The sequence below is a fragment of the Polyangium jinanense genome, assembly GCF_028435365.1.
In genome coordinates this window covers 391,527-417,012 of record NZ_JAGTJJ010000002.1, presented here as the reverse complement: position 1 = coordinate 417,012, position 25,486 = coordinate 391,527, and the positions used below count along the sequence as shown (strand labels likewise).

General features: G+C 67.8%; 23 protein-coding genes and 1 tRNA gene. 10 read left to right on the top strand and 14 right to left on the bottom strand.

Going from position 1 to position 25,486, the window contains the following annotated elements:
- Nucleotides 1–27: 27 nt before the first annotated feature.
- Together KEG57_RS06750 and KEG57_RS06745 are read right to left on the bottom strand one after the other, a co-directional pair.
- Nucleotides 28–1,128, bottom strand: coding sequence for a hypothetical protein (locus KEG57_RS06750; RefSeq protein ID WP_272417209.1), 1,101 nt, complete (start codon nucleotides 1,126–1,128; stop codon nucleotides 28–30).
- Nucleotides 1,129–1,272: 144 nt separating this feature from the next.
- Nucleotides 1,273–2,718, bottom strand: coding sequence for an MFS transporter (locus KEG57_RS06745; RefSeq protein ID WP_272417208.1), 1,446 nt, complete (start codon nucleotides 2,716–2,718; stop codon nucleotides 1,273–1,275).
- A 118-nt stretch (nucleotides 2,719–2,836) separates the two neighbouring features.
- Between KEG57_RS06745 and KEG57_RS06740 the strand changes: the two genes are divergently transcribed.
- On the top strand, nucleotides 2,837–4,558 hold the full coding sequence (locus KEG57_RS06740) for a rhomboid family intramembrane serine protease (RefSeq protein WP_272417207.1): 1,722 nt from the start codon (nucleotides 2,837–2,839) through the stop codon (nucleotides 4,556–4,558).
- A gap of 6 nt (nucleotides 4,559–4,564) precedes the next feature.
- On the opposite strand, the gene KEG57_RS06735 is transcribed toward KEG57_RS06740, so the two are convergent.
- Both KEG57_RS06735 and KEG57_RS06730 read right to left on the bottom strand, forming a co-directional pair.
- Nucleotides 4,565–5,617: a Ca2+-dependent phosphoinositide-specific phospholipase C gene (locus tag KEG57_RS06735; RefSeq protein ID WP_272417206.1), complete on the bottom strand. Its 1,053-nt coding sequence runs from the start codon at nucleotides 5,615–5,617 to the stop codon at nucleotides 4,565–4,567.
- 17 nt (nucleotides 5,618–5,634) lie between these two features.
- Entirely contained in the window at nucleotides 5,635–6,798 is a 1,164-nt protein-coding gene (locus KEG57_RS06730; RefSeq protein WP_272417205.1) for a peptide-N-glycosidase F-related protein, read from the bottom strand.
- Nucleotides 6,799–6,910: 112 nt separating this feature from the next.
- On the opposite strand from KEG57_RS06730, the gene KEG57_RS06725 reads away from it, so the two are divergent.
- Genes KEG57_RS06725 through KEG57_RS06710 form a run of 4 tightly spaced genes read left to right on the top strand, consistent with a single transcriptional unit; the run spans nucleotide 6,911 to nucleotide 10,295 of the window.
- Nucleotides 6,911–7,813 carry an ABC transporter substrate-binding protein gene (locus KEG57_RS06725; protein ID WP_272417204.1) on the top strand — a complete coding sequence of 301 codons (903 nt, stop codon included), beginning with the start codon at nucleotides 6,911–6,913 and terminating at the stop codon, nucleotides 7,811–7,813.
- A gap of 10 nt (nucleotides 7,814–7,823) precedes the next feature.
- Entirely contained in the window at nucleotides 7,824–8,090 is a 267-nt protein-coding gene (locus KEG57_RS06720; RefSeq protein ID WP_272417203.1) for an acyl carrier protein, read from the top strand.
- A complete protein-coding gene (locus KEG57_RS06715; RefSeq protein ID WP_272417202.1) occupies nucleotides 8,087–9,889 on the top strand; it encodes a fatty acyl-AMP ligase in 1,803 nt (600 codons plus the stop codon). The genes KEG57_RS06720 and KEG57_RS06715 overlap by 4 nt, the downstream gene beginning before the upstream one ends.
- 1 nt (nucleotide 9,890) lies before the next feature.
- On the top strand, nucleotides 9,891–10,295 hold the full coding sequence (locus KEG57_RS06710) for a GFA family protein (RefSeq protein WP_272417201.1): 405 nt from the start codon (nucleotides 9,891–9,893) through the stop codon (nucleotides 10,293–10,295).
- Here the strand turns inward: KEG57_RS06710 and KEG57_RS06705 are convergent.
- Both KEG57_RS06705 and KEG57_RS06700 read right to left on the bottom strand, forming a co-directional pair.
- Nucleotides 10,292–12,310 carry a TonB-dependent receptor plug domain-containing protein gene (locus tag KEG57_RS06705; protein WP_272458289.1) on the bottom strand — a complete coding sequence of 673 codons (2,019 nt, stop codon included), beginning with the start codon at nucleotides 12,308–12,310 and terminating at the stop codon, nucleotides 10,292–10,294. The two genes, KEG57_RS06710 and KEG57_RS06705, sit on opposite strands and share 4 nt — an antisense overlap.
- Nucleotides 12,310–13,410 carry a hypothetical protein gene (locus KEG57_RS06700; RefSeq protein ID WP_272417199.1) on the bottom strand — a complete coding sequence of 367 codons (1,101 nt, stop codon included), beginning with the start codon at nucleotides 13,408–13,410 and terminating at the stop codon, nucleotides 12,310–12,312. The genes KEG57_RS06705 and KEG57_RS06700 overlap by 1 nt, the downstream gene beginning before the upstream one ends.
- A 421-nt stretch (nucleotides 13,411–13,831) precedes the next feature.
- On the opposite strand from KEG57_RS06700, the gene KEG57_RS06695 reads away from it, so the two are divergent.
- Nucleotides 13,832–14,275, top strand: coding sequence for a nuclear transport factor 2 family protein (locus KEG57_RS06695; protein WP_272458288.1), 444 nt, complete (start codon nucleotides 13,832–13,834; stop codon nucleotides 14,273–14,275).
- 59 nt (nucleotides 14,276–14,334) lie between these two features.
- Here KEG57_RS06695 and KEG57_RS06690 read toward each other — a convergent pair whose 3' ends face one another.
- Genes KEG57_RS06690 through KEG57_RS06680 form a run of 3 tightly spaced genes read right to left on the bottom strand, consistent with a single transcriptional unit; the run spans nucleotide 14,335 to nucleotide 17,609 of the window.
- Nucleotides 14,335–15,372, bottom strand: coding sequence for a sigma-70 family RNA polymerase sigma factor (locus KEG57_RS06690; RefSeq protein ID WP_272458287.1), 1,038 nt, complete (start codon nucleotides 15,370–15,372; stop codon nucleotides 14,335–14,337).
- Nucleotides 15,373–15,383: 11 nt separating this feature from the next.
- A complete protein-coding gene (locus KEG57_RS06685) occupies nucleotides 15,384–16,502 on the bottom strand; it encodes a hypothetical protein (protein ID WP_272458286.1) in 1,119 nt (372 codons plus the stop codon).
- A 15-nt stretch (nucleotides 16,503–16,517) separates the two neighbouring features.
- Entirely contained in the window at nucleotides 16,518–17,609 is a 1,092-nt protein-coding gene (locus KEG57_RS06680; RefSeq protein WP_272458285.1) for a hypothetical protein, read from the bottom strand.
- Nucleotides 17,610–17,958: 349 nt separating this feature from the next.
- Here KEG57_RS06680 and KEG57_RS06675 point away from each other — a divergent pair, with 349 nt between their 5' ends.
- Nucleotides 17,959–18,501, top strand: a complete 543-nt coding sequence (locus KEG57_RS06675; protein WP_272458284.1) for a hypothetical protein — start codon at nucleotides 17,959–17,961, stop codon at nucleotides 18,499–18,501.
- Nucleotides 18,502–18,517: 16 nt separating this feature from the next.
- Here KEG57_RS06675 and KEG57_RS06670 read toward each other — a convergent pair whose 3' ends face one another.
- Nucleotides 18,518–19,033: a hypothetical protein gene (locus KEG57_RS06670; protein ID WP_272458283.1), complete on the bottom strand. Its 516-nt coding sequence runs from the start codon at nucleotides 19,031–19,033 to the stop codon at nucleotides 18,518–18,520.
- 80 nt (nucleotides 19,034–19,113) lie between these two features.
- The gene (locus KEG57_RS06665) at nucleotides 19,114–19,623 is read right to left on the bottom strand and encodes a hypothetical protein (RefSeq protein ID WP_272458282.1); all 510 of its coding nucleotides are present in this window, start codon (nucleotides 19,621–19,623) and stop codon (nucleotides 19,114–19,116) included.
- A 512-nt stretch (nucleotides 19,624–20,135) separates the two neighbouring features.
- Between KEG57_RS06665 and KEG57_RS06660 the strand changes: the two genes are divergently transcribed.
- Entirely contained in the window at nucleotides 20,136–20,630 is a 495-nt protein-coding gene (locus KEG57_RS06660) for a hypothetical protein (protein ID WP_272417191.1), read from the top strand.
- Between the two features lie 56 nt (nucleotides 20,631–20,686).
- Here the strand turns inward: KEG57_RS06660 and KEG57_RS06655 are convergent, their stop codons facing one another.
- Together KEG57_RS06655 and KEG57_RS06650 are read right to left on the bottom strand one after the other, a co-directional pair.
- Nucleotides 20,687–21,868, bottom strand: a complete 1,182-nt coding sequence (locus KEG57_RS06655) for a 3-dehydroquinate synthase family protein (protein ID WP_272417190.1) — start codon at nucleotides 21,866–21,868, stop codon at nucleotides 20,687–20,689.
- A 131-nt stretch (nucleotides 21,869–21,999) separates the two neighbouring features.
- A tRNA-Pro gene (locus KEG57_RS06650) sits at nucleotides 22,000–22,073 on the bottom strand.
- Between the two features lie 417 nt (nucleotides 22,074–22,490).
- Here KEG57_RS06650 and KEG57_RS06645 point away from each other — a divergent pair.
- Nucleotides 22,491–23,099 (top strand): response regulator, encoded by a 609-nt coding sequence (locus KEG57_RS06645; RefSeq protein WP_136930390.1) that lies wholly within the window; start codon nucleotides 22,491–22,493, stop codon nucleotides 23,097–23,099.
- Between the two features lie 75 nt (nucleotides 23,100–23,174).
- On the opposite strand, the gene KEG57_RS06640 is transcribed toward KEG57_RS06645, so the two are convergent.
- The gene (locus tag KEG57_RS06640) at nucleotides 23,175–23,861 is read right to left on the bottom strand and encodes a thioredoxin family protein (RefSeq protein ID WP_272458281.1); all 687 of its coding nucleotides are present in this window, start codon (nucleotides 23,859–23,861) and stop codon (nucleotides 23,175–23,177) included.
- 103 nt (nucleotides 23,862–23,964) lie between these two features.
- On the opposite strand from KEG57_RS06640, the gene KEG57_RS06635 reads away from it, so the two are divergent.
- Nucleotides 23,965–25,476 (top strand): anthranilate synthase component I family protein, encoded by a 1,512-nt coding sequence (locus KEG57_RS06635; RefSeq protein WP_272458280.1) that lies wholly within the window; start codon nucleotides 23,965–23,967, stop codon nucleotides 25,474–25,476.
- Nucleotides 25,477–25,486 lie beyond the last annotated feature (10 nt).

Below are 25,486 nucleotides of genomic sequence, written 5' to 3'. Positions count from 1 at the left end.
GCGCGGCGTGGGCAGGCTCGCCGAACGTCAGCAGGGGCAGAGGAAGTAGGGGACGGAGACGCTGCGGACCGCGAAGCCGGTCGGTCCCTTGCGGAGGACCGACTGGTAGCCGAGCAAGGAGGGCGACCCGTCTCGATCGAGGTGGACCAGGGTGCTCGGGAGGAAGTCGTCCGCGCCCTCGTAGAGCTTCACGAAACGGGCGTCCTTGCCGGAGCCGCCTTCGAGCTTCCAGAGCGCCGTGAGTTTCCCCCGGAACGCGCTGCAAACCTCGCCCGCGTCGGCGTCGAGCCACACGTACGTCGCGCCCTCGCCCGAAAACACTTTTACGGTCGGGGTCGCGCCATTGAGATGCTCCCAGGCGACGTCGGGCGTCTGGATGCCCGAGTTCTGGTAGGTCTCGTCGATCTCCGTGTACCCCGCGAGGTTTCGCATCTCGGCGGCGGCGCGCGTCGCGAGCGCGGCGGACGCGTCCTTGACCGTGAGCGGGCGCGCCTGGGGGAGGTCGCGGTCACGCGCGAACATCGCGTCCTTGCAATCGCCCTGCACGTCGCCGAGCTCCGCGACGAGCGAACGGCCGCCCTCGGCCATGTCCCACGCCTCCTCGGCGATCTGCTCGGGCTTTGCGGGCGGGATCGGCGTCCCGTCGTAATCTTCGCCCTTCCATTGCTGGCGAACGTTGTACTCCGGCTCGACGCGGCTGATCAGGCTGATCGGGCCGAGCCTGCCCTCGCACACGGCGCCCTCGGGGCCATACAGGCGGACGGGCGTGCCGCTGCGGCGGACGAGCGAGGCCGGAAGCGCGTTCGGCACGATTTCGCGGCGCGCGACGACGGGGGATTCGTCGGAGACGAGGGTCGGCGCGCCCTGGGCCCAGCGATCGACGTCCGGATTGGTATCGAGGACGACGTACGTCTTCCCATTCTCGACGAGGACGTGCGCAAAAAGGCTGGGATCGATGTCGCCCGGCATGACCGGGGCTTTTTCGGGCAAAGGCGCCACGGGCGCGGGGGCCGGCGCGATGACGACGGAGGGCTCGACGCTGGGGATTTTGACGGCGGCCTCGCGCTTCGAGCAACCGGCGGCGGATACGACGAGCAGAAGAGCAGCGAGAGCAGAACCGAGACGCATGACGAAGCCTCCGGGCACGGTACCATCACGATCCGTGCCGGGCCTCGTTTTCGGGCAAGACGCGGCGCGCGCGGGATCTCGCCGCGAAGAGCCGTGTCTCTCGGTCCACCGGCCGTAGCGCCGGCCCCACGCCGCTCTATCCCGTCAAGCCGCCGCGGCTTCCGGCTTGGACTCCGCTTTTTTTGCAGCGTCCGCAGACGCTGCGGCGGCCTTGGGCTTGGCGTTCCACACGCGCGTGGCGAAGAGCAGGCCCACGGTGGCGACCGGGAGCATGGCGAGCGGCCATTGCTTCCAGTTCGCCGGATCCTTCGCGGCCTCGCCGGAGGGCAGGATGCGGGCATACAGGAGCGACTGGAAGCCCGTGCCGAGGTACACGAATCCGTCGATGATGCCCGTGGCCACGCCCGCATTCTTCTTGCCGCCGAAGTCCATGCTCGCGGTGCCGGAGAGCATGCCGTGCACGCCGATCACGCAAAGCGACATGAAGACGACGGCCCAGCCCGTGATGGTGCTGCCGAGCACGGCGAGCGTGACCACAGCGCCCAGGAGTAGGCCCGCATAAAGGACCGACGCGACCGGGCCGCGACGCGATTCGAAGACGTGGTCGGAGATGAGCCCCGCGAAGATGCCGCCGAGGATACCCGCCACGCAGAGCAAGACGCCCCAGTTCGCCGAGACGAACTCCTTCGTGACCCCCGTCTTGTCGGCGAAGACGAGGTACCATTTCATGACGGCGTTCCGGAGGAAGCCGCTGCAGAACTCGATTGCGATGATGATCCAGATGACCTTCTGGGAGAACATCCTCCGCGCGACCTCGGCGAGCCCGACCGGCTCGCCCGTGTCGCCGCTCGACGCGTCGGCCGTGTCGAAATCAGCAAAACCCGCTTGTCCGGGCGTATCGCGGATGATGAACGCGTCGATGACGAAGAAGCCGACGAGCAAGGCCGCCGGGACCATGAAGGCTGCGGTCATGCCCATCGCTTTCGCGATGAAGCGGCTCCAGTCGTAGGCGAAGTAGAGGCCGAGCGAGATCAGGATGCCGAAGACGCCGCCGAGCACGCCACGCTCGCGGATGTGGAACCAGGGCGCATTGACCTTGACGATCGAGACGGCGCCGAAGCTCTGGAAATACATGTTCCCCGCGAAAAGCACGGTCATCGCGGTGACGACGGAGCCGTGATCCATCTGGCCGGCCTGCGCGCGCATCGTGACCACGCCGAGCAGCGCGTTCATGAGCGCCGAGCCGCCGGCCGCGATGAGGATCGTCGCGCGGCCGCCCCATCGATCCGTGAGCGGGCCGTTCAGGAGGAAGGCCACGCCGTACAAGATGGAACCCACGCCGTCGATGTCGCCGTACTCCTGCTTCGTGAGCAGACCGATCTTCTCCATCAGCGACGCGTTCGCCGAGAGGTTGTAGCGGCCGAAATAGAGCAGCGCGTACGTGAGCCCGAGGGGGAACCAGTTCAAGAAACGCCGACGCTTGAAGGCTTCCGAGTGACCGAGGTCGATCTTCGGCAGGCGGCTTGTGACCACGGCGATCGCCGCGAGCAGGAGCACGATCGGCAGGAGGTTCTTGAGCCAGTCGGGCATGACGGACCCCATCCTACCCGAGCCTTCCCTCCGTTCGCACGCGTAAAGCCACGTTGCAGCTCCGCGAAACGCCTGCAACGCTGCGCCGTCCCCGACACCACGGAGCGAAGAACGGCGCATGATGCCCGAAGAGAGGATCGAGGAGGTGGAGCTCGCGACGGACCCGAACGTCGTGCGAAGGGACAGGCTCCTCGGCGCGATCTTCGCGGAAGATCCGGAGAGCTGCCTCGTCCAGCACGGGGTCGTCGCGTCCCACGTGGTGACGACGAGCGCGCCGCCGCAGATCCTCCTCCTGCCCACGCGTGATCGCGACGCGCTGGACAAGCTGCCGAAGCTGCTCGCGCAGATCGTGGCCTCCACGCAACAAGCGCCCGTGCCGATGCACGTGGTCGCGGTCGGCGGCGGTCCCGAAATCGTGAACGCGCTGCGTCGCGCGTCATCGAGCGACGCGGCGGCGACGAAGATAGGCTTTCACCACGTCGACGACGCGAGCCGCTTCGCGCACGTGAACGGGCCCAAGCTCGCGCTGCTCGAACGCGCGGCCGAGCGGATCCGCACGACCGAGCCACCTTCGCCCGAGCGGATCGAGGAGGCGCTCGTGAAGGGGAGAAACCTCGCGCAGCGCGATCGACGCGCGGTCTCGCGGCTGCGCGGTGGGACGCCCGTGACGATCGGGATCATCGCGATCTGCGCGGTGCTCGGCGTGCTCACGTTGATCTGGAAGCAGAGCATGGGGACCACGCAGGCGCTCGTCTCGCTCGGCGCGACGAGCGGGCCCGCGGTGAAGAGCGGCGAGGTGTGGCGCATCTTCGCCTCGGCGTTCCTGCACGCGAGCGTGATGCATTTCGTGATGAACATGGTCGCGCTCTGGAGCCTCGGGCTGATGCTCGAGCCGATCCTCGGATCGCGGCGCTTCCTCGTGCTCTACGGCCTCTCCGGCCTCGGCGGCGCGCTCGCGACGACGCTGCTCGGCAGCGGGCAGTGGAGCGTCGGCGCGTCGGGCGCGATCTGGGGGCTCATGACCGCGGTGCTCGCGATCGTCCTCTTCCCGCGCGGCATCTTGCCTCCGCTCTTCATCACGCGGCTCAAGCAAGGCGCGTGGCGTCCGCTCGTCCCGAACGTGCTCATCAGCTTCTTCCCGGGCGTCGACTACCTCGCGCATTTCGGCGGCGGGATCCTGGGCTTCGTGGTCACGGCGCTCTTCCTCGGTCGCGGGCTCAAGCCCGTCGAGGAGCGCATCGACGAAGGCGACGTCGAGCCCGGCCCGCGCCCCTTGCTCTCGCTCGCCGCGACGCTCGTGGGCGCGGTGATGCTCGTCTCGATCGGCGCGGGCGTGGCGCTCGGCGGACCGTGGACGATGAAGAAGCCGCCCGCGATGACGCGGACGACGCTGCCGGACCTGGGTTTGTCCGTGGAGATGCCCGCGCCGCTCGCGAAGAAGCCCGCGAAGGAGGTGCGCGAAGGCATGCCGGTGCTCACGTTCGGGGACATCGACGCGTCGCCCGTGTTCGTCGAGATCCTCGTGGTGGATCTGGAGCAGGCGCCGCCCGCCGAGGAGCTCGACGCGTTCGTCGAGGAGATGCGCGCCGCGGCGGACGAGGCGGCGCCGGCGAAGGCGACGCGGCTCGACAAGGCGCGGATCGAGACCGTGGGCACGCGGAAGGTGGTGCACGTCGAGCACGAGCTGTCGATCGGCGGCGAGTCGTTCTCGCTGCGCACGTACTTCGTGATCGTCGGCTCGCGCGAGCTCATCGTGCGCGGGTATGCGCGCAAGGGCGGGCGGCCCGAGGGGTGGAAGGGGATCGAGGAGAAGGTCGTGGCGTCGATCGAGGAGCGCTGAGCGGCCTCACGGATCCACGAACGTCGGATCCTCGATCGCCTCGGCGCTGCACTCGCTCGGCGCCGTCACGGGGTTGCAGCGCGAGGGCGTACCGTCCGGGATCTCGACCCAGTATTCGGCCTCCGGGACCTTCGCGGGGAAGTCCGTCGAGACGAACTGCGCGCCGCTTGCGATCGCGGCTTCCCGCTCGATCGTGCTGCCCGTCTCGATCACGTCGCCGGCGTTCCCATCAGCGCGCGTGCGCACGAGCATGTTCGCGGCGAGCGCCTCGGCGATGGCGGCCGCCTCGCCGACGGGGTTGTTGATGATCGCGATCGCGGCCCACGGATCGGTGGGCGAGGCGTCCGCGAAGAGGATCCGACCGGCGAGGCTCGTATGGTTTTTCGTGTACGCCTTCCGCGCGTCACCGGAGTCATCCAGCGTGAAGAGCACGTGCCCGCGGACCTCGCCGAGTGTCGGCCAGCCTTTCGAAAGAACCGCTTCCCGTAGCGTGGGCGCGTCGGCCTGGACCTCGTCCGGGACGAGGATCCGATCGTCCGGCCAAACGCTGCGGATCTCCTCGTGCAAGGCCGCGAAATAACTCTCCGCCCCGGCCTCGTCGGCCGGCACGGCGTCCTTGATCTCGAATTGCACGACGATCGGGTGATGGGCCCGGTGCGCGTCGGACCAGTTTTTCAGGACCCGCAGGCAATCCGTGAGCTTCCTGCACGTCGTCTGCTCGTCGAGGACGGGCAGGTGATACACCTCGAACGATTCGAGATCGTGGTCGTACCGCAGATCCAGCTCGACGTGCCGCACGCCCTGCGCGCCGAGCTGCACGTCGAGCGGCGCGTGCGTGTAGCGCCACTCGCCGACGGTGTTCCCCTCGGTCTCGATGTGGTAGCTGTTGTGCGTCGATTTCGTCTGCAAATGGTTCAGACGAAGGACGTCGTCGAGCGGATAATCGAACTTCGGCGGCGGCTCCGGGGGTTTGACCGCGGGCGAATCCCCTTCGCCGCCGCACGCGGCGAGCGCGACGACGAGGCCGAGGCACGCCGCGGCCCGAAAGCGGAGAGACATCGAAAAAAACCTTTCGATCAAGGTCCGTAGGCGAAGTACGTGGCGCTCACGGCCCAGCTCCCGCCCGACTCGACCGTGTTCACCGCCCACTGGAACGAATGCTGCCCGGGTTTTCCGAGCTCGGGCGTCTCCCAGACCTTCGGCGCCGTCATGCTCCCCGGGCACCAGTTCGCCCGCGGGGCCTTCACGCTCGAAATGGCGCCGCAGGGATTTTCGAGGCAGTAGGTAAAGCTGTTTCCGCTCGGCCAGGTGTGCATCGTCTCCGTGCAGAGATCCTTGCAGTCCGTCCGCCACGGCTTCCACGTGTCGATCACGGCGCCGTCGACGGAGACCGTGTGCGTGCGGTTGCAGAACTCCTCGGCGGGCCCGATGCAACCCGAACCGGCGTTGCCGCCTCCGTGGCCGCTCGTGCGAAATTCGATCTTGCCCGACGTCGTGCCCTCAGGCACCTCGAAGTTGAGCGCGCCCGGCCCCTCCGCCGTCGTCTGCGACCCGTAATGGAGCGATTTCACCGCGAGCACGTTCCGCGGCGGCGCGCCCGGGACCATTTCGAGCTTCGCCGTCACGTTCCAGCCGCCGTTCGACCCCGAGACCATGCCCGCGCCGTCCGAATACGTCGTGATGTGCGCGCGCATCCGATGCTTGCCCGGCAGGCCGTTCGCCACGTCCGTGACGTCGATTTCGAGGTGCAGCGGCCCGCCGAACGGCGTGATCGCGTGCATCACCTCGAGACCCGGCGGCTCCGTCGCCGGGTCCATCGGATCATCGAGCGAGATGTCGAAATTGCGATCGAACGCATCGCAATCGGCCGGCCAGTTCTGCCCTTGCGGCGGCGGGTTGTCGAGCCACTTGTCGAACGGATAACAGGTGCTCGCGAGGTCCACGACGAGCTTCGCGCTCGCGAACGGGCCGTCCTTGAAATCGACGTCCGCGAACACCGTCTGGAAATTCGGCTGGCTCCCGTCGCTCGTGATGCGCGTATCGTCGAATGGGGTGATCGTGTACGGATCCGCATACGACGGCCCACCGCCGCCGCCCTGGCCGCCGCTGCCGCCCGAGCCGCCGCTCGCGCCTTGCCCGCCCGCGCCGCCCTGGCCGCCCGAGCCTCCCCCGCATCCCACAAGCCAAAGCGCGCCAAGCAAAGCAGCAAAGCCCACGCGCACGGACGGCACGTTCCTCATCGACCACCTCCGGGCGCGAGGGTACCGCAAGGTCGAACCCGGCCGCTAGCCATCTCCGCTGACAGAATCTCCCCTCCCCCACCCGCGCCGCCGGCGCTAAAGAGCCGAGCCGATGAAAATCATCAAGGTCCAGGACGACAGACAACGCCGTCACATTTTCACAGCTCCACCGAGGCGTGTCGTCTCGCTCGTCCCGAGCGATACCTACTCGGTCATCCGGCTCGGCGCCAAAGACCGCCTGGTCGGCAGAACCCGCTTTTGCATCGCCCCCGAAGGCGAAGTCGAGGCGATCGAGGACGTCGGCGGCACGAAAGACGTCGACGTCGACAAGGTCCTCGCCCTCGAGCCCGACCTCGTGATCGCGAACCAGGAAGAGAACACCCGCTCGCAGATCGAGCGCCTCGACGCGGCCGGCGTCGCCGTGTTCGTCTCGTTCCCCAAGCGCGTCGCCGATGGAATCGCGCACCTCGCGCGCCTCGCCCTCGCCCTCGGCCTCGATCGCGACGACGCTGCCCGCTCGCTCCTCGCCTCGGCGTACCACGCGCACCGCGAGGCCGAGAAGCACCGCGGCGAGCGCGTCCCCGTCCGCGCGTTCGTCCCGATCTGGATGGATCCGCTCATGACGGTGCACGAGGAGACGTTCATCTCCGACATGATGGATCTCGTTGGAGCGCAAAACATCTTCGCGGACCGCAGGCGCCGCTACCCGCTCGCCGCCGATCTCGGCAAGGCCACGCCACTACCGCCCGAACGCGTGGGCAACCGGGACACGCGGTATCCGCGCGTCACCCTCGACGAAGTCGTCGCGCGGCAGCCCGAGATCGTCCTCCTGCCCGACGAGCCGCACGCGTTCACCGAGGACGATGCCGAGGTCTTCCGCAAGCTCGACATCCCCGCCGCGAAGACCGGCCGCGTGCTCCTTTGCAACGGCAAGGACCTCATGTGGTACGGCGCGCGCAGCGTGGAGGGCTTCGAACGGCTGAGGCGCCTGGTGAACGGGGGCGAATTGGAGTAGGAAGCGCCCCATGACTTGGAATCGGGAAACCGTCCACAAAGAGCTGCTCAAGGTGTTCGGCCAGCACAAGCAGACCGAGGTCGACGTGAGCGAGACGAGCGAGATCGTCGCCGATCTCGGCATCGATTCGCTCGGGGTCATGGAGGTGCTCGCCGACATCGAGGACACCTTCAAGCTCCAGATTCCGGACGACGCGCTCCGCGAAATCAACACGATCGGCGACGTCGCGACCGCGATCCTCACCCGCCTCGAGCGCGACGGAAAGCTCGAAGCATGAGCGCGCCTTCGCCCCGCACCGTCGCGCAGGCCATCGAGGACGCGGCGGCGAGCAGCAGCACGGGTTACCGCTTCCTCGACGAATCGCCCGACGTCGCGCCCTTCCACTCGTACGCCGACGTCGAGCGGATGAGCGCTCGCTACGGCGGCGCGATGCAGGCCATGGGCCTGCGCAAAGGCGATCGCATCGCCCTGATCCTCCCCGACAACGCCGATTTCGTCTTCGCGTTCCTCGGCGCCGTGCGGGCCGGCATCATCCCCGTGCCGATCTACCCGCCCACGGGCCTCGGCAAGCTCTCGGGCTACCTCGAAAACACGCTGCACATCGTGGCGAAGAGCGGCGCGCGCGTGCTGCTCACGAGCAGCGAGATCAAGAAGATCCTCGGCACGATCCAGGCCCAGGCGCCGGGCCTCGAGAAGGTCGTCGCGGTCGAGGGCGTGCGCACGTCGAGCGACAAGCTCCGGCCCGAAAAGATCGACCTCGACGACGTCTGCTTCCTGCAGTTCACGAGCGGCTCGACCGCGCGGCCGAAGGGCGTGACGCTCACGCACCGAAACCTCGCCGCGAACGTGCACGCGATCATGCCCGTCGGCCTGAGCATCAGGGACGGCGTCGATCACGGCGTCTCGTGGCTACCGCTTTACCACGACATGGGGCTCATCGGCTTCGTGATCGCGCCGGTCTACCACCGGAACTCGATCACGTTCCTGCCGCCACTGCTCTTCCTGAAACGCCCGGCGCGCTGGCTCGAATCGATCTCGAAGTACAAGGGCACGATCTCGTTCGGCCCCAATTTCGCCTATGCGCTCGCGGTCAAGCGCATCAAGGAGAGCGAGATGGAGGGGCTCGATCTGTCGAGCTGGCGCATCGCGGGCTGCGGCGCCGAGCCGATTCGCGCCGAGAACCTCCGCGCCTTCGCGGAAAAGTTCTCCCGCATCGGCTTCGACGAGCGCGCGTTCGTGTGCTGCTACGGCATGGCCGAGTCGACGCTCGCGGTCTCGTTCAGCAAGATCTGGACAGGCGTGCGGACCGATGTCGTCGACGGCGAAACGCTCTGGTCGAAGGGCCGCGCCGAACCCGCGTCGGAAGGCTCGCCGCGCGCCTCGGGCATCGTCGAGTGCGGCATGGCCTTCGAGGGCCACGAGATCAAGACGTTCGCGCCCGACGACGAGGAGAGCGCGCGCCCTTTGCCCGAGCGCGAGGTCGGCGAGCTGCGCATCCGCGGGCCGAGCGTGATGCAAGGCTACTGGAACGACCCGGAGGTCACGAAGCGGTCGTTCGCGGGCGGCTTTTTGCGCACGGGCGACCTCGGGTACATTGCGGAGGGTAAGGTCTACATCTGCGGGCGCTCGAAGGAGGTCGTGATCGTCAACGGCCGCAACTACTACCCGCAGGACATCGAGTGGGAGGCGAGCCAGGTCGAGGGCGTGCGCAAGGGCAACGTCATCGCGTTCGGCACGATGAAGGGCCCCTCGGATCGCGAGCGCGTGGTCATCGCGTTCGAGACGGGCGAGAAGGACGAGGCCGGCAAGAAGCGGCTCGAAGCCGACGTGCGCAAGGCCGTGCAGCAGAGCGTGGGCCTGACCGTCGACGACGTCGTGCCGCTCGCGCCGGGCGTCCTGCCGAAGACGTCGAGCGGCAAGCTGCAGCGCGCGAAGACGCGGGAGCTGTACGAATCCGGAGAGCTTCTCGGTCGGACGAGTGCGCGCGAGGTGGACAAACTCGATCTCGTGAAAGAGATAGCGAAGAGCCAGATCGGATACTTCCGGCACCGGCTCTTCGGAAAGAGCGACGATTAAAATGAAGAAGACCTACAAGGGAAGCTGTCATTGCGGCGCGGTCCGGTTCGAAGCGGACCTCGATCTTTCGGCGGGCACCGGCCGGTGCAACTGCTCGATCTGCGCGAAGGTCCGGTGGTGGGGCGCGATCGTGAAGCCCGACGCGTTCCGCCTGCTCGAAGGCGAGTCTGCGCTCGGCGATTACCAGTTCGGCTCCATGAGCGGGCATCACCTCTTCTGCAAGACGTGCGGGGTGAAGCCGTTCGGGCGCGGATACGTCGAGGAGATCGGCGGCGCGTACATCTCGATCAACGTGGGCTGCCTCGACGATGTCGATCCGGAGGAGCTCGCCGCTGCCCCGATCCAGTATTTCGACGGGCGCAACAACAACTGGTTCAACCCGCCCGCCGTCACCAAATATCTCTAAAACCCCGCCTCCACCGATAGCTGCGGGATCGTGATCGGCCCGAGCAGTCGCGGCTGACAGATCCCGCGGGCGCACGTCACGTCGAAGACCTCTTTGCTCAAGGTCGCATTCTGCATGTCGAGCACGAGCGAGACGAACCCGGTCTCGCCGACCTTCCATCGCCGCGACACGCGCAGATCGAGCCGATAAAACGGCCGGACCCGCGGCGGATCCTCGATCACGGTCCCGCTGCCCGCCTCCTGCGCGGGAAAACCACTGTAGAACACGTGCCGCACGCCCGCCTTCCAGCCCTTGCCGAGGTCGTAGAGCAAGGCCACGTGCGCGACGTGTGTCCGATCGACCGCCGAGGGCGTGGTCAGGCCGCTCTTCGACGTGCGCGTCGAGCGCGAGAGCGTGTACGAGGCGAGGAAGAGCAAATCCTTGCGTAATGCGCCGCGCGCGGAGACTTCGAGACCATACGCGTCGCCCGTGCTGCGGGAGAGGAACCGGGCGGTGCCGAGGTTCGTGCCGCGCTCGGAGCCGATCGGGTCCGTGAGGTTGAACGTCACCTGGCGGAAGAGCGAGCCGCTGATCTCGACCGGAATGGGCGAGAGTTTGACCTCGGCGCCGAAGCTCGATTGCAAGGATCGCTGAAGGCCGCCCGTGATGCCGCCGATTTGCAGCGCCGGCAGCGGCGCGAAGCCGGGGAGCTGGGACGCCACGCCAAACGAGGGAACGATCCGCACGCGCTCGCCGACGCCGAACCGGCCCGTGATCTTCGGGTCGATCGCGAGCGCCGTGTTGCCCATCGACGTGTAATGGTCGACGCGCAGCCCCGGGGTGATCGTCGCCCGATCCGAGAGGACCACGAGCGCGTCGGCCCACGCGCCCACGGCCGTGTCCCAGCGGCTCGGAAAAAGCGCGCGGAACGCCTCGTCGAGCTCGCCGAGTGGCCCGGAGGCGCATTCTTCGAGGGAGATGTCGCAGGGCTCCTTGTGCACGATGTCGTAACGATCGACCATCAGATCGATCCCGCCGCGCAGGAGCGCCTTTCCCCCGCCGATCGGCTTCGATCCACGCAGCCGCGCCCCGATCTTCCAATTGGTCGCGCTCTCCGCGCCGACCTTCCTCGACCGATCGAGCCCGAGCATCACCGCGGCGCGGAGTTTTCCGCCCGAATCGAATTCATGATCGTATCGGAAATCCAGCCTGTGAAAATCCGCGTCGAGCAGGACGTCCTTCTCGCCGCTCGCATCCCCTGTCGTCGTGGTCGCCAGATAATCCCACGCCCCGAACGCGAGCGCCGTGAACCGGCCACGCTCCCCCACGCGACGGCTCACGCGCGCCTGGTAATCGCCGTACCCGAAATCGACGTTGTCGATCAGCGCCGAAAGAATGTGCCCGCCGAACGCATAATGCCCGCCGACGAGGACCGTCGTCTTGTCGCCGATCGGCCCCTCGATCACGCCGCCCACGTCCACGAACCGGAGCGCGCCCTCGCCCTTCCATTCATTCGGAAACGGCGCCGCCTCGGCCTCGACCGCCGCGCCCGCGAGCCGCCCGATGTCGGCCGGATACGGCCCCATGTGCAGCGTCACGCGCGAGACGAGCGGCGCCGGAATCACGCTCGGCCCCGCGCCCACGTGAAAAAGCAGGGGCACACGCACGCCGTCGTAGAAAAATCCGATGTTCCCGGGCGGCGCGCCGCGAATGTAATAGTACGGCAGTCCGCTCGCCGTCGGCGTCACGCCCGGCTGCACCTCGATCGCGCGGTACGGGTCGCCGAGCACGCCCGGCATCTCCCGGATGTCCCGGCGCTTGAGCGAGACCGACCCCGCCGGCGCCCGATCGCCCTCGACGGTCACCTCGATCGGCTGAGGAGGCGGCGGCTCAGGCGCGGGCTCCGCGGACAGAGGCGCGGGCTCTTCCGGCGGCGCGGTCTCCGCGGGCGGCGGCTCGTCCTGGGCGAGCGCAGGAGCGGCGGCGAGGGACGTGGCGAGCGCGAGGCCGAGCCCGCGCCGGAGCGCTCTACACATCAAACATCCGAAAGGCCAGCCGCCTCCATCACGTCGATCGCCGCGGCCAGTGTCTTGTCTCCGCGCATCACGTGGCGCAACTCGGAAGGCCCCTGATCCCGCAGATGCGTCCCCTTGGCCGCATGCCGACCAAGCACCTCCGTGAGCCCGTGGAGCAACGGATGCCGGTTGAGATCGACCGGCAGATCGCCCTCGTGCAGCGCGGGTTCGAGCAGCCGCGCGATCTGCCCCTCGGACCAGCCGAGCGACTTCTGCGCATCGACAACGACCACGCGGAGCTGCGCCCAGAACAGCCGCTCGGCGCGCTCCGCCGCGGGACCGAGCAGCGACTCGGCGCGCGTGCGGAGCGCGGCGCTCTCGTCCTTCGATGCGCGGCGCATCTCCTTGTAGACCTCGCTCACGAGCCCGAGCAGATGCGGGTTCGGTCGATCCGCCGTGAGCATGTGCCGCTCGGCGCGTTCGAATGCTTCGAGCAGCGCCGCCTCGGTTTTGTCCCAGCGCCGCTGCGCGATCTTGAGCCGCGCCGAGGAGCAGAGCGCGGTGACCATGTCGTGCTCGGCGAGCGCCTTCGTGTCGGCCGTCGCCTCGGCATCCTCGAAGACGGGCTCGAGCCACGTGCGCAGGCGCTCCACGAGCGCGTCGATCTCCTCCTTCGGATCGCCCGCGACCATGCAGAGCGCGACGCGCAGAAACATCGCTTGCCGCGCCTCGGCGTCTCGATCCGCGCGGTTCTGGCAGAGCAGCGGGATGGCTGCTTCGAGCTCGGCGGCGGCCTCCTCCTGGCGACCGCGATCGAGCTCGGCGCGGGCGAGGTCGAAGTGCAGCGATCCGAGCCGATCTTTCGGATACGTCGGCTGCTTCTCGGCGCTGGCGATGGCGAGGCGTTGGTAGCGCGCGGACATGCCGGCGTTGTTGTCGAGCGCGTAGGCGAGCGCCGCGATGCGCGCTGCCTCGACGTACCGCGGATGCTCCCGCCCGAGCTCGTGCGCGATTTCCATGGCCTTTTCCGAGGCGACGAGGGCCTCGCCGAGGAGCTTTGCCTCGAGGTAGGAGCGGACCGCGGAGATGGCGCTGCTCAGCCGGCTTTCGACGTCGCTCATGGCGGGGCGGATTGCATCACGTGAGACGGCGACGTGCAACGCGGTCGCAGGATCTTGGACGGGTGGGCGGAAGGCGGCGACGGGGAGGGAGGGCCGCCGGCGCCGAGCTGAAGGGACCGGAGCTCGAGGACCCATCCTCTGGAGGCCCCATTGCAACGATCAAACGTCGTCCACGGCGGGGAATGCGCGCTCGATTTCGGATGGGCGGGAGTCGTCAACAGAATCTAGGTCGACCAATGTCTGGGACCGCGTGCGCAATGTGCAGCATCCGCCCTGGACGGTGCTATCCTATCGATATCTCGCGCGCGCCGGCCCCGTTTCTGGATGGCGCATGACCGCGCGGATGGTCATGCGCGTCGGCGCCGCGGGATGGACGTCAACATCGGATGTCATGAGGTGACCCATGTCCAAAAATGCTCCTATGAGGCAAAAGTTCGAGATCCACGAACTCGTCGCCAGGTTCGCGGATTGCGTGAACCGCAAGGCAATGGATGAAATGCCCCACCTCTTCACGCCGGACGCGGTGCTCGACATCCCCGGCTTTTCTCAGCACATCGTCGGCCGCGATAACATCATCACGTTCCTGACCGACATCCTGAGCCTCTGGAGCGGTATCGTTCAGGCGGTCCACTCCGGCACCGTCGTGCTCGTGTCGGACACGCACCCGCAGCGGGCCACGGGGCGCTGGTACCTGAGCGAGTTCGGCGTGAAGGAGAACGTCGACACGTATGTGGGCGGCGTCTACAGCGATGACTACGTGCGGACGGCGAGCGGATTCCGGTTCACCCGGCGTCGATTCGATCTCCTTTACCTCCGCGCCGGCACGAGCGTCACGGCCCAGCCGTTCCCCTCCGACCTGCCCTGAAGAGCCTCGCAGAGCCACGACCACCTCGTCGGCCCGCTCCACCCGCGGCGCCTTGCGCGCTACGGGTGGAGGCTCTGGAGCTCGCGACAGAAGACGTTATCGGGACCGGCCAAACGGCACGCCTCGGTGGCGCTCTTCTTGTCGCCTCGGTCGAGGGCCGTCGCGGCGGCGCGCCCGAGCGAACGCGGCCCCGCGTTCTTGTGCGTATCGGCCGCCGGACAAGGGGGCGTGCGCGGCGGGGGCGGGGACGGGGGGCAGAAGGGCGGCGGCTCGACGGTCGGGCTTGGCTGCATGGGGTCGGTCACGAGCGGCAGCACACCTGCCCCCGGCCGCAGAGCGGGCACCACGAGCGTGAAGTGATTCGCCCAGGGCGACTCCCTCCGCGAAAGCAGATAGAGGAGAAGGGCGACGATGCCAGCGGCGACCGCAAAGCGGCGCGTCCATGGCCCCCATGCGGCCGTGGTTGGCCCTGCAGGCGGAAGGGCGGCCGGGATGGAGGTCGAAACGGGCGTCGGCCGCTCGCCTTGCGTGTCGTCCTCGACCTCCGCGGCGCCAAGCCTCTCGACGAGGAACGGCGGCACCGCGCCCCGACGCGCGTCCTCGACGCCGACGCGCTGGAGCGCCTCGCGCATCCTCCGGTTGACGCGCCGCAAGGCCGCGTCGACGGCGTCTTCTGTACGGTCGAACGAAGTGGCGACTTCGCGAATCGAGAGCTCGTCGAAGAACCACGCCGCGACCATCTCGCGCTCCTGCGCGGACAGGGAGTCCAGGAACCGGTGGAGGAGCGAATCCGTTTCGTGAATCGAAACGTCGCCCTCGGGGGTGGACGGGGCAACATCGTCCTCGTGGAGGAGCGGCGCGGCCCGCTCGCGCACCTGGGCGCGCTTGTGGTGGGCGTGGGCCACCGTGCGCATCCGGGAATGCACCCAGCCCCCGATCTCCTTGGTAGGGTCGTACTCCTCGCGCTTTTTCCAGCAAGAGAGGAGCGTCTCCTGCACGAGGTCGGGCACATCAGCGGCGAGGAACCGGCGCGAGAGCCAAGCTTGCAGCTTGGTCCGTTGCGATTCCAGGGCTCTTGCGAATTCGCGTTCGTCCATGGCGACCTCGATCAAACCAGACAGCAAAGGGTGTGGGGGCCGGCGAGCGCGACCTCTCCCACGACGTTACCGCCCGCGGCAGCGCAGGAACCGGCGTGATACACGGGCAGAGAGGCCGTCTTCGCGCCGAGCGCGCGGCCCTTGGGGACGACGTCGTGGCACCTCGGACCGTCCGACCATGCGCTGGCGATCAAAGGGGACGTGGTGCAGGCGGCATCGGCGAAGATGGAGACGTCCGAAGAGCAGAAGCTGCCCTCCGGCGCGCCGCAGGTGCAGGCGGTGCAGGTGCGTTCGTCCTTGTATGATTCGTAGACGACGGACGCCTCGACGTACCCCTCGGCCGGGCAAGCGTGCTCGCCCGTCAGGTACACGCACTGCCGAAAGTCAGGGGGCGGCTTGGGGGCGCAATGCTCGTCCGATTCGCACTTCCCGAAGGCGCTGCCCTCGCAGACGCGAGCCATGCGGCTCCACGAAGGCTTCGGCGGGGCGGTCGTGGTGGCGCCCGTCTTGTCGATCACGGCGCAGCCGATGTCTTCTTTGCCGAGCGGCCCGATGGTCACGGATTGCACGCAGGGAGTTCCCAGGCCGCAAGAGAGTCCCGCGGCGATCGCATTGTCCGCGGCGCAGGTGCCGTCCCAGGCGGCGGGGGGATCATGCGGAGTCGCGGCGGTGCCCTCGGGCGGCGTGCAGGGGGCGGCGTGGGCGGTGATCGTCTCGGGGAGGGAACAGGTGCCGTCCGAGGGGCCGCAGGAGCACGGGCCGCATTGTTTGGGTGGAATGACGAGGTCCGCGAACCAGACGAATTGCTCGACGGGCGCGTTGGGCGGGCAATCCGGCGCGCTGCCGTCGTTCGGGCCGATCCAGACGAGGACGGGGCCGAAGCTTCCGCCGGGGTGGAGGGGGACGCATTCTACGTCACCGTCGCAGGGGAAATCGCAGGGCCCCGTGCTGCTACTTGGGCCGGCATCCTCTTCGTCGCCGGCGTCGGTGCCGGCGTCGGGGGCTTGGCCGCCCGTACCAGCGTCATAATAGTCGTAAAAAACGTCCCCTTCACTACAGGAAGCAACCATCGCTGCGACAAGAACGGCAAGGACACACAGACCATGCGTCTTCCGAGGTCGGTACATCATCGTTTCCTCCATAGCTCATTGCAGAAGATTGGCGCTGAGCGCGATGCCCAGCGAAAGCCTGATATTTGGAGATATCCAATCCGGTGGCGGAAGAACGCCTGGCTCGTTACTCCCGGATGTGCGCAAGTTGATTTTTCGGGTCTCGATCGTGCCATCCACATACCCCACGAGCGAAAACACACTCGACAGCGCGAGGCGCGGGGCGAGCCGAAGACCGAAGCCGGCGGATGATGCGTCCGCACGTTGGAGCGCTGCGGGCGCTTCCAGATCGAACCTCATCAGGCTACCGCTACCGATGGCGCAGAAGTCGATGTGGCGCGTGACGACACACGGAAGAACGGCGAACGTGTAAAGCGATACCCGGCCTTGGAGATCACCGTCCCCAATATCGGACGAAAGCGTCGTCACGGCGCGGATATCACCCCCGATGGCAAAGCGAGCCCAGCGAGCTTGAGCGAACAAGTTTCCTCCGAGCGCGACGCTCGGCAATCCGTACGGTGTCAGGGCTGCTCCCAGCGCCGCCTCCACTTGGAACGGCGTCTTCTCCTCTGCGGCCGGCGCCCGCTGCGCCCACAACGGCGCCGTCCCCTCCCACGGCGTCAGCGGCGCCTCCGACGGCTCCCCCGCCATCGAGTCCAGGAAGGCCGGCGGCATCTCCATCCTCAGCTCGGGAAGCTCCACCTCGAACCGGGGCGGCGCCAGGAGCCACGGCGGCGGCTCCTCCCCTTCCCACCCGCCCGGGCCAAACCGGATCCGGATCAGGGTCGCCGCATCATAAACGAGCTCCCGGCAGTCCTGGCTCGTGATCACCCGCCGCCATTCCCCCTCCCCCGCTGGGTTTGGCGCGGAAAGCTCGGCCTCGATCCCCCTGCCGTTCGTCCGGGTCTCGATGCGCAGCGTGGCTGCCGCATCGTCACGGACGAGCAGATATCCGAACTCGCCCGCGAGGATCAGGCCAAACTCGTCCGCATTCGGACATCCGCGTCCGGGGAGGTTGGCCTGGTAATCCAGGCGGAACGCAATCTGCGGAGGGACCTCGGCGGCGGGTTTGCCCGAGAGCGTCAGGACAGCGCATGCGGCGGCGATAGCAACGACCCGTTCTATCATGACGAACCCTACGTTGCCCGAGTTTGGCCGGGACCGCAAGGGGGGTTCGTCCAGGGAGACGACGCGGAGCCGTATCGCCCGTCTGGGCTCGAACGACAGCGGCTCCGCGCCGGTCCCCGAATTCGGGCCTATCGTGGGAGGATGCGACCGGCAGGCCCCCGGACAAACATTTCGTTGGTCCCAGGTAAGAGAACCGGCGCGGAGCCCTGCCGCCTGGCCAACCACGCACACGACCCCGCGCCGGCCGGGATACTTACCGCGGACAAACTCGACGGTCAAGCCCGGGGACAAACTTTTCGTTCACGGCACGCGAGGGGTGGTGTAGGGTTCCGAAAGAAGGGAGCACGTCATGAAGCGTCGTCAAAGGTTCGCCGCCACCGTCGCCATCGCCGTCATGGTCACCGCGGGGATGGGGGCGTACCGGGGGGACCGGCAAGTTCCCAGAGAGGAGCTTTGCGAAGGGGATGAACTATCCGACCTGTACGAAACGTGCACGCAGGACATCAGACTGGGTTTGTGCACAGGGATCTCGAAGGAGTTCGAGGTTCCCTGCCAGGTCGCGTGCGTGAGCCACATCTGCCCGGACGAGGCCGCATGTGTGGACGACGATCCCGTCGGGTGCGCGCCCTGCGACGACATGGATGGTGCGGCGTTCTGGTACACGCTCCACACAGCCGACTGGCGCTGCAATTACAAGACGATCGCCACTCGCGATGAACCCTTTGACCCGGCAGCGTTCACGGCATGTTATTGGGCCCAGGTGGAGCACCTCTGCCCCGCGCTCGTCGATACGGACTGGGACGAGCGGGTCCGCGCTGCCTTCTCGGTGTACTCTGATGAGTTCCCCTCCCGCCCTGCCTCACCTACGCGTCGCGCGCTGGGCGCGAAATAAGGAACCGGCAGGCGCGTTACTCGGCCGAGTCGTCCCCACCCTGAGAAGCGCCCTCGCGCGCTTGCTGTTCCAAGCGCTCGCGCCGCGTACGAATCGCGGGGCATCGTTCCTTCATGACTGCCTGCCTGCAATCCTGCCAAGGCCAGAAGTCGTGGGAATCCCATACTCCGTCGCCATTCGCGTCACCGGAAAGGTGTTCGCAACGCTCCGTGGCGATGATCGCGTTGCGCCAGAAGGTGGCGCCGCTCGGATCCTCACAGGGGGTCCCGCACCACATCGGGTCGAGCTCGGTGCACGTGATTTGCTCGGGGCAGAAGCGCATCACACAGCCGGCCTGACAGGCGGCACTGTACTCGTCCTGGATGCCGCACGGCCAATGGGCTCGGCTGTCGCACCAGTCGAAGACGAACCCGAGGTCCGTCGTACAGGACTCCGAGCTTGGCGGATGCCAGTCATCCGCGCGCGACCCCAAGCCGAGGTTCAGGAAGGCGACGGCGGCGATGGTGATGATCGCGATTCCATGGCGTCTCATGTGGTGATCCCCTTCGTCGCTCCGTTGCGTGGACGCTACACCACAGGGTCCGCGAACGCGAGCGTGCTCGTCTCCATCCCTCAGATCCCGCCCTGTCCCTCATCGCCGGGGTAGGCCCCGGCGCTCCCCGCGCCGCCTGCCCCCTGCGCATCGGACCAGTAATCGCCGCTGCCTGCGCCGACGCCCACACCCACGGTGATGAAGGTCTCGCCGGTGGGCGACGGACCAGGTCCGCCCGCTGCGGCGTCCACGTCCAGGCAGATGGGCGCGAGTGAGAACGTGGCCGTGCAGTCGGCATACGGGCGAATACGTCCCGCCCGGCGAAGCTCATCTATGCACCGATTTTCGGTCCAAGACCCCTGGTCGACGACCTCCGGATCCTCGACCCCCTTCAGCACCACAACCGTGTTGGGACGCCCTCCATAGTTCTCGCAAGTCAACACCGCGTTGCACTTGACCGCGGGCCCCTCGACCCTTTGTCCCCTGTAGTCCATCTGGGCCATCTTCGGATTCTTGCACTTGTCCTCCGAGCACCCGCCCCCGAACAAGACCACCCCCACCACCAGCACCCCGATCCCAAGCGCCCGCATCCTCACCCTCCGGCCCGCCCCGCGAACCTACGAGGGCGCAACGCAACGGGCCAACGTTTCCGCGGCGAGCCTCGACGCAATCGCCGACCCGCTCCACGCGGTCGACGCGCCCCTCCACGAATTCATCGTGCAATCCGACGACGACCTCGTCCTCGCCGACGCCCTCCTCGCTCTCTCCCCATGCAATCGTCGACCCGCCCGGCGCCGTCGTCCCCTCCCCCCGACGCCCTCGCCGCCCGCCCCCTCGACCTCGTCGCCGGCCGCGACGCTCTCGTCGACCCGCCCGACGATCCCGCGGGCCCGCTCGACGTGATCGTCGACCTCCCCCGACGACTTCACCGACCCATCTCGACGACATCGTCGACCCCTCCCGACGACATCGTCGACCCCTCCCGACGACTTCACCGACCCTCACCGTCCATTTCGTGCTGAATCACGCCCGCCCCTCGACGGCTCGATTCCCCTGGTTACGTTCCCGCTTCTCCCGCAACCCTTGCAAAAGAGGTATCGCGATGTCCAATGTAGCTGCAAAGCCCTATACCGGTCCGCTCGAATTCTCCCTCAAGGATTGCGAGGCCGACCTCGTCGACCTCGCCCCGGGCGCGATGAGCCACCTCCGCTTCGAGCACGACGGCCTCGCCGACGTCCTCGCAGAGCTCGCCACCAGCGTGCCGGCGCTCGGCGACGAGGCCGGCATCTCGCCGAAGGTCTATCAGCGCCTTCTCGATTCCAATGCCTCGATCGACAAACTCGCCGCCCACGAGCTCGTGCTCGCCAAGGCCCTCGAGGTCGTCCGGGAATCACGCGCGAAGAAGGTGCACGAGCGCGAGAACGACATCGCCGCGATCGTCGATTCCGCGAAGTCGACGGCGCGCCGCGGCGGAGACAAAGGTCTCCTCGCGGCATTCGAGAAGACCATCAAGTACAACGCGCAGGTCGCCGAGAAGGCCGCGAAGACCCGGCGCAAGAACGCCGAGGCCGTAAAGCCCGCGGCCCCCACCGGCTGACCCACGCAAGGAGTGGAACGGCGGCGCCCTCTCCCCCGCGCGCCGCCGTCCCCTTTTCAGGCCAGCGCAAACGCATGCGCCCGATGCGCATCCCGATGCGCCAGCCGCGTGATGGCCTCACGCAGCACGTCCTCGCGTAGCTCGCGCGGCGTCACGCCATTGCCGATCCCCTGCAGCAAAGGCACGCGCGGCGACCGGCCAAAGGATCGCTCCGACAACCCGTCGAGGAGCAAGAGCCGCCCCTCGGAGTCGACATTGCCGAGCGTGTCGTGCCACAGCCGCAGACCAAGCCGCTCGAGCAGCCGATGGATCGCCTCGCGCTCCGCCTCCGTGTTCGTCCCGTGCAGCGCGCCGAGCGTCGTGTCGAGTGCGATGCCCACCGCGAGCGCCTCGCCCTGCCGGATGCGCCGCTCGGTGTGGAGCTCGATCCGGTCCGCCGACCACGCCCCGAACGCGAGCGGTCCCTCCGGACCGTAGATGTCCTCGTGCGGCGCCGTCGCCGCGAGGTCGGCGTGCAGGGCCGCGCTCTGCTGGAGCAACTCCGCGACGGCGTCGCGCTCGCCCGAGGCGAGCCGGTGCGCGTGCGAGACGATCCAGCCGAAGAGCTCCGCGTCCCACAGGAGCGCAGCCCGTACGGCCTGGACGAGGCCGAAGACCTTTTCGCGCGTCTTCTGGGTCTCGACGAAGCGTCGATCGCACACGACCGCGTACGGCGGGCGGAACGTGCACAGGAAGTCCTTCGCGCCGAACGCGTTGATGGCGCTCTTCGGCAGCACCGCGGGTCCGGCCTGCGCGAGCGTCGTCGTGGGCACGCGGACGACGCGCGGCGCGCTCTGCACCATCGACGCGGCGAAGCCCACGAGGTCGAGCAGCGACGCACCGCCCACGACGAGCAGGACCGAACGTCGATCGAGCTCCAGGGCGTGGACGTACGCCTGCAGGCGCGCAGGTAACGTCGCGTCGTCCTTCATGCTCTCGCCCCCGCCCTGAACGATCGGCGGAGCCACGAGATCCAACACGTCGTTGTGACACCGGGCATACCGCTCGATGTGCAAATTCAGCTCGGGCTGGGCAGCGAGCGCACCACGGTCGACGATGGCCGCAACGCGGTGCCGGACGTCGGGCTCACGCCGGACGATGAGGTGGAGCAAGTCACGGTTCATCGGCGAGAACACGTCGCTCGTGAAGCAGACGGGGTACTCGAACGACGATGCCGAGGCTCTGACGTGGACAATCACAGCGCTCTCCGGGAGTGAGCACGCCTGCATGCGGCGTACCGACCCGTCGAGCGCGATCGTGAGCACAAACGAACAATCCCCGGGAGGCAGGGCCTACCGGGGATTGCTGTACTGTCTCGTTTCTAGTCTTGTCGGGGCGAGAGGATTTGAACCTCCGACTCCTCGGTCCCGAACCGAGTGCGCTACCAGGCTGCGCTACGCCCCGTACGCCGCGGGCTTTCGCCACCGACGTGGGGGCGGACCATGCTCGCACCGGGCGCTTCTGTCAAGTCCTGTCGAGCAGAGATTTCATCCGACCGGCCATCGCCCTGGGCGCCCTCACGTCCGCCGGGGACGTCGGATGGGCGGAAAAATCTTGAAACGCAAGCAAAAAAGTCGATCCAGGAGCAGCCGGGCTCGTGTTAAAGTGCTACTGGAATCGAGGCGAGACCTGGGGGCGCTCAGAGCCCCCCCAGGCCGAACATGCGGCGACTCCAGGGGGGGGTTCGAGGAAGTAGCCCGGCGGTCCGGGCGAAAACCTCGGGCGTCGACGAGAGCTCTTTCCACGTTTGGGGGGTGCGCTCGACGGGTCGAGCGCACCCCCCAAACCCCCAGTCGATGTGGCCGCGAATAGGAGGACAAGGTGGCAATCGAGCTTCCGGCAGTTCGCATCCTGATCGTGGACGATGACCGAGCCATCTGCGACTACATGCAGACGCTGCTCGAACGGGATGGATACCAGGTGAAGACCCTGGTCGATCCATCAGCCGTGGAGGAAGAGGTCCGCACAGGCGGGTATCACCTCATCATCCTCGATCTGATGATGCCCAAGCTCGACGGCATCGAGGTGCTCAAGCGCATCCGCAAGGTCGACACCGACATCGCGGTCGTCATCTTCACGGGCTTCCCGAACCTGGAGAGCGCCGTGCAATCGATGAAGCTCGACGCCGTCGACTACATCAAAAAGCCCTTCAACGTGGACGAGTTCCGCGAGGTGCTCGCCCGGGTGATGCGCAAGAAGGGCCTGGCGCGCACACCCGAAGAGCAGCTGCACCGCGTCATCGGCGACACGATCCGAAACCTCCGCAAGGAGAAGGACCTGACGCTGAAGCAGATGGCTCGCCGCACAGGGCTCAGCGTGTCGCTGCTCTCGCAGATCGAGCGCGCCGAGTCGAGCGCGTCGATCTCGTCGCTCTACAAGATCGCGGTCGCCCTGGAGTCCCGCATCCAGGACCTCTTCGGGCAGTACTGACAGACTCCCTCACCCCCAACCCCCTCTCCCTGGCGGGAGAGGGGGCGAAAAGCCGCGTTCTCCGAGGAGAAGAGGCTAGGGCGAGGAACCTTTGATGATCGCGCGGTCGAGCCGCGCTAGGTCCACGCCGGCGATGCGGTCGATCGCAACGCCGCGCTTGTCGTACACGACGACGTACGGGAGTTGGGGCACGTTCGCGAGGTAGCGCTTCGCGAGCGGCGTGTCCCAGTCCCCCACGTCGAGGCGCCGGTACGCCACGTCCGTGCGCGCGCCGAGCACCTTCGCCATGTGCTCGTCCACCTGGCGGCACGGGCCGCACCACTCCGCAGAGAAGTCGACGACCGTGACCTTGCCCGACGCGAGATGCGGCGCGAGGTCCGGTACGTCGCTTCCGTCCTCCACGACCATGCGCACGTCCGCGCCTTCGGGGAACGGTACATGTTCGAGGTAGCGGCCCTTGCCCGCACCGAGGATCGCCTCGAACCCGTCCTCGGCGGCAAGCGTGCGGACCGCCGTGAACACGTCGACGTTCGGCGCAGCCACGACTTGCACCTCGGCCTTGCGGCGATCGAAGCGAGCGTCGTAGACGCCCGGGCGCTCGCGCAAGTCCCGGGCGATCCCGTCGCCGCAGTCGCTGCAATCGAGCTTGTCGAGCGAGACGATCACGGTGCGCGCATCCTTCGGATAGGAGCGCGCGCCGCCGCACGCCGTGAGCAGGACGAACGCAGACAGCGTGAACAGGTGCTTCACCGAAATGCGCATCGCGAGGCGCACACGATGCCGCCCCGGTCGCACGAGAGCAAGGCGCGCGCGCAGGCCTGAATCCACGGGGCAAGGCATGCTCGCTCGGTGTACGCTCTCGCGCGTGAGCCAGAGCCAGATCCTGACCCGGACCCTCGCCGCCGATCACGTCACGCCTGTCCGCGCATACAACGCGCTCCGGGCGCAATCCGTCGGTCGCTCGTCGTTCCTGCTCGAATCCGTGCTGCCTGGAGAGCGCTGGGGGCGTTACTCGATCCTCGGCTACCGCGCGCGCACCGAGCACGCCTACCCGCCGGGCGCAAACGCGCTCGAGCTGCTCGCCAGTGACGCCTCCGAGCTCGAGAACGCCGAGGGCCTCGCCGCGCGCTTCTCGCAAGCGCTCGTCGGCTTCCTCGTCTACGACGCGGCCAACGTGGCGAACGGCATCAAGCCGTGGCCGAACGAGGGCATGAGCGGAAGGCTCATGCGCGACTGCACGGTGGTCGTGTTCGACAACCTCCAGCAGACGCTCACGATCGCAGGGCGCTCGAAGGGCGCGATCGATCGGTGCGCCTGGGAGATGACGCACGGGCCGGAGCTCGATCCGCTGCCGTCGCCGGATCCGACGCTGGAGGCGCTGTTCACCGAGCCGAACATCGACGACGACACGTACGCGGCGAAGGTCGCGAAGGCGAAGCAGTACATCGAGGCGGGCGATTGCCTGCAGATCGTTTTGGCTCGAACGTTCCGCGCGCCGATGCGGAACGCGGACGCGTTCGACGTGTACCGCGCGCTGCGCGTGCTCTCGCCCTCGCCTTACCTGTTCTTCCTGGACTTCGCGGAGACGCCGTTCGCCGAGGGGATGGCGATCGCGGGTGCGTCGCCCGAGACGATGGTGCGTGTGTCCGGCGGAAAGGTGACGCTCCGGCCGATCGCGGGGACGCGCAAGCGCGGGGCGACGCAGGAGGAGGACGAGGCGCTCGAACGCGAGCTCGTGGCCGATCCGAAGGAGCGCGCCGAGCACGTGATGCTCGTCGATCTGGCGCGCAACGACGTGGGGCGCGTGTCCGCGCCAGGGTCGGTGTCCGTGACGAGCGAGATGCGCGTGCAGCGTTTCTCGCACGTGATGCACCTCGTGAGCGAGGTGGAAGGGGCGCTCGCGGAGGACAAGTCGCCGATCGACGCGGTGCGCTCGGCGATGCCCGCGGGGACGCTCTCGGGCGCGCCGAAGGTGCGGGCGATGCAGATCATCCGCCAGCTCGAACCAGGTCCGCGCGGCGTGTACGGCGGCGCGATCGGGTACGTGCTGCCGGATGGAACGGTCGATTTCGCCATCCCGATCCGCACGGTGATCGCGCGCGGGGCAGACTTCGAGGTGACGGCGGGCGCAGGGATCGTGGCGGACAGCGATCCGCTGCGCGAGGCCGAGGAGACGCGCATCAAGGCGCGCGCGGCGCTGGCGGCGATCCGGAGCGCCCAGGACGCGGTCGAGCGGCGCGAGGCGGAGGCCGCGGCGCTGCAGAAGCGGCGTGAGGAGGCGGAGCGGAAGAAGGCCGAGGCCGCCGCAGCGGAGGCAGCAGCCAAGGCGAACGAGGACGGTGGAGGGGGCTCGGGCGAGCCGGGCGCGATGAACTGAGGGCTCTCTC

Bases quoted from the DNA above. Each gene is read 5' to 3' on its own strand.
- KEG57_RS06750 (WP_272417209.1), bottom strand. From the start codon at position 1,128: ATGCGTCTCGGTTCTGCTCTCGCTGCTCTTCTGCTCGTCGTATCCGCC.
- KEG57_RS06745 (WP_272417208.1), bottom strand. From the start codon at position 2,718: ATGCCCGACTGGCTCAAGAACCTCCTGCCGATCGTGCTCCTGCTCGCG.
- KEG57_RS06740 (WP_272417207.1), top strand. From the start codon at position 2,837: ATGATGCCCGAAGAGAGGATCGAGGAGGTGGAGCTCGCGACGGACCCG.
- KEG57_RS06735 (WP_272417206.1), bottom strand. From the start codon at position 5,617: ATGTCTCTCCGCTTTCGGGCCGCGGCGTGCCTCGGCCTCGTCGTCGCG.
- KEG57_RS06730 (WP_272417205.1), bottom strand. From the start codon at position 6,798: ATGAGGAACGTGCCGTCCGTGCGCGTGGGCTTTGCTGCTTTGCTTGGC.
- KEG57_RS06725 (WP_272417204.1), top strand. From the start codon at position 6,911: ATGAAAATCATCAAGGTCCAGGACGACAGACAACGCCGTCACATTTTC.
- KEG57_RS06720 (WP_272417203.1), top strand. From the start codon at position 7,824: ATGACTTGGAATCGGGAAACCGTCCACAAAGAGCTGCTCAAGGTGTTC.
- KEG57_RS06715 (WP_272417202.1), top strand. From the start codon at position 8,087: ATGAGCGCGCCTTCGCCCCGCACCGTCGCGCAGGCCATCGAGGACGCG.
- KEG57_RS06710 (WP_272417201.1), top strand. From the start codon at position 9,891: ATGAAGAAGACCTACAAGGGAAGCTGTCATTGCGGCGCGGTCCGGTTC.
- KEG57_RS06705 (WP_272458289.1), bottom strand. From the start codon at position 12,310: ATGTGTAGAGCGCTCCGGCGCGGGCTCGGCCTCGCGCTCGCCACGTCC.
- KEG57_RS06700 (WP_272417199.1), bottom strand. From the start codon at position 13,410: ATGAGCGACGTCGAAAGCCGGCTGAGCAGCGCCATCTCCGCGGTCCGC.
- KEG57_RS06695 (WP_272458288.1), top strand. From the start codon at position 13,832: ATGAGGCAAAAGTTCGAGATCCACGAACTCGTCGCCAGGTTCGCGGAT.
- KEG57_RS06690 (WP_272458287.1), bottom strand. From the start codon at position 15,372: ATGGACGAACGCGAATTCGCAAGAGCCCTGGAATCGCAACGGACCAAG.
- KEG57_RS06685 (WP_272458286.1), bottom strand. From the start codon at position 16,502: ATGATGTACCGACCTCGGAAGACGCATGGTCTGTGTGTCCTTGCCGTT.
- KEG57_RS06680 (WP_272458285.1), bottom strand. From the start codon at position 17,609: ATGATAGAACGGGTCGTTGCTATCGCCGCCGCATGCGCTGTCCTGACG.
- KEG57_RS06675 (WP_272458284.1), top strand. From the start codon at position 17,959: ATGAAGCGTCGTCAAAGGTTCGCCGCCACCGTCGCCATCGCCGTCATG.
- KEG57_RS06670 (WP_272458283.1), bottom strand. From the start codon at position 19,033: ATGAGACGCCATGGAATCGCGATCATCACCATCGCCGCCGTCGCCTTC.
- KEG57_RS06665 (WP_272458282.1), bottom strand. From the start codon at position 19,623: ATGCGGGCGCTTGGGATCGGGGTGCTGGTGGTGGGGGTGGTCTTGTTC.
- KEG57_RS06660 (WP_272417191.1), top strand. From the start codon at position 20,136: ATGTCCAATGTAGCTGCAAAGCCCTATACCGGTCCGCTCGAATTCTCC.
- KEG57_RS06640 (WP_272458281.1), bottom strand. From the start codon at position 23,861: ATGCGCATTTCGGTGAAGCACCTGTTCACGCTGTCTGCGTTCGTCCTG.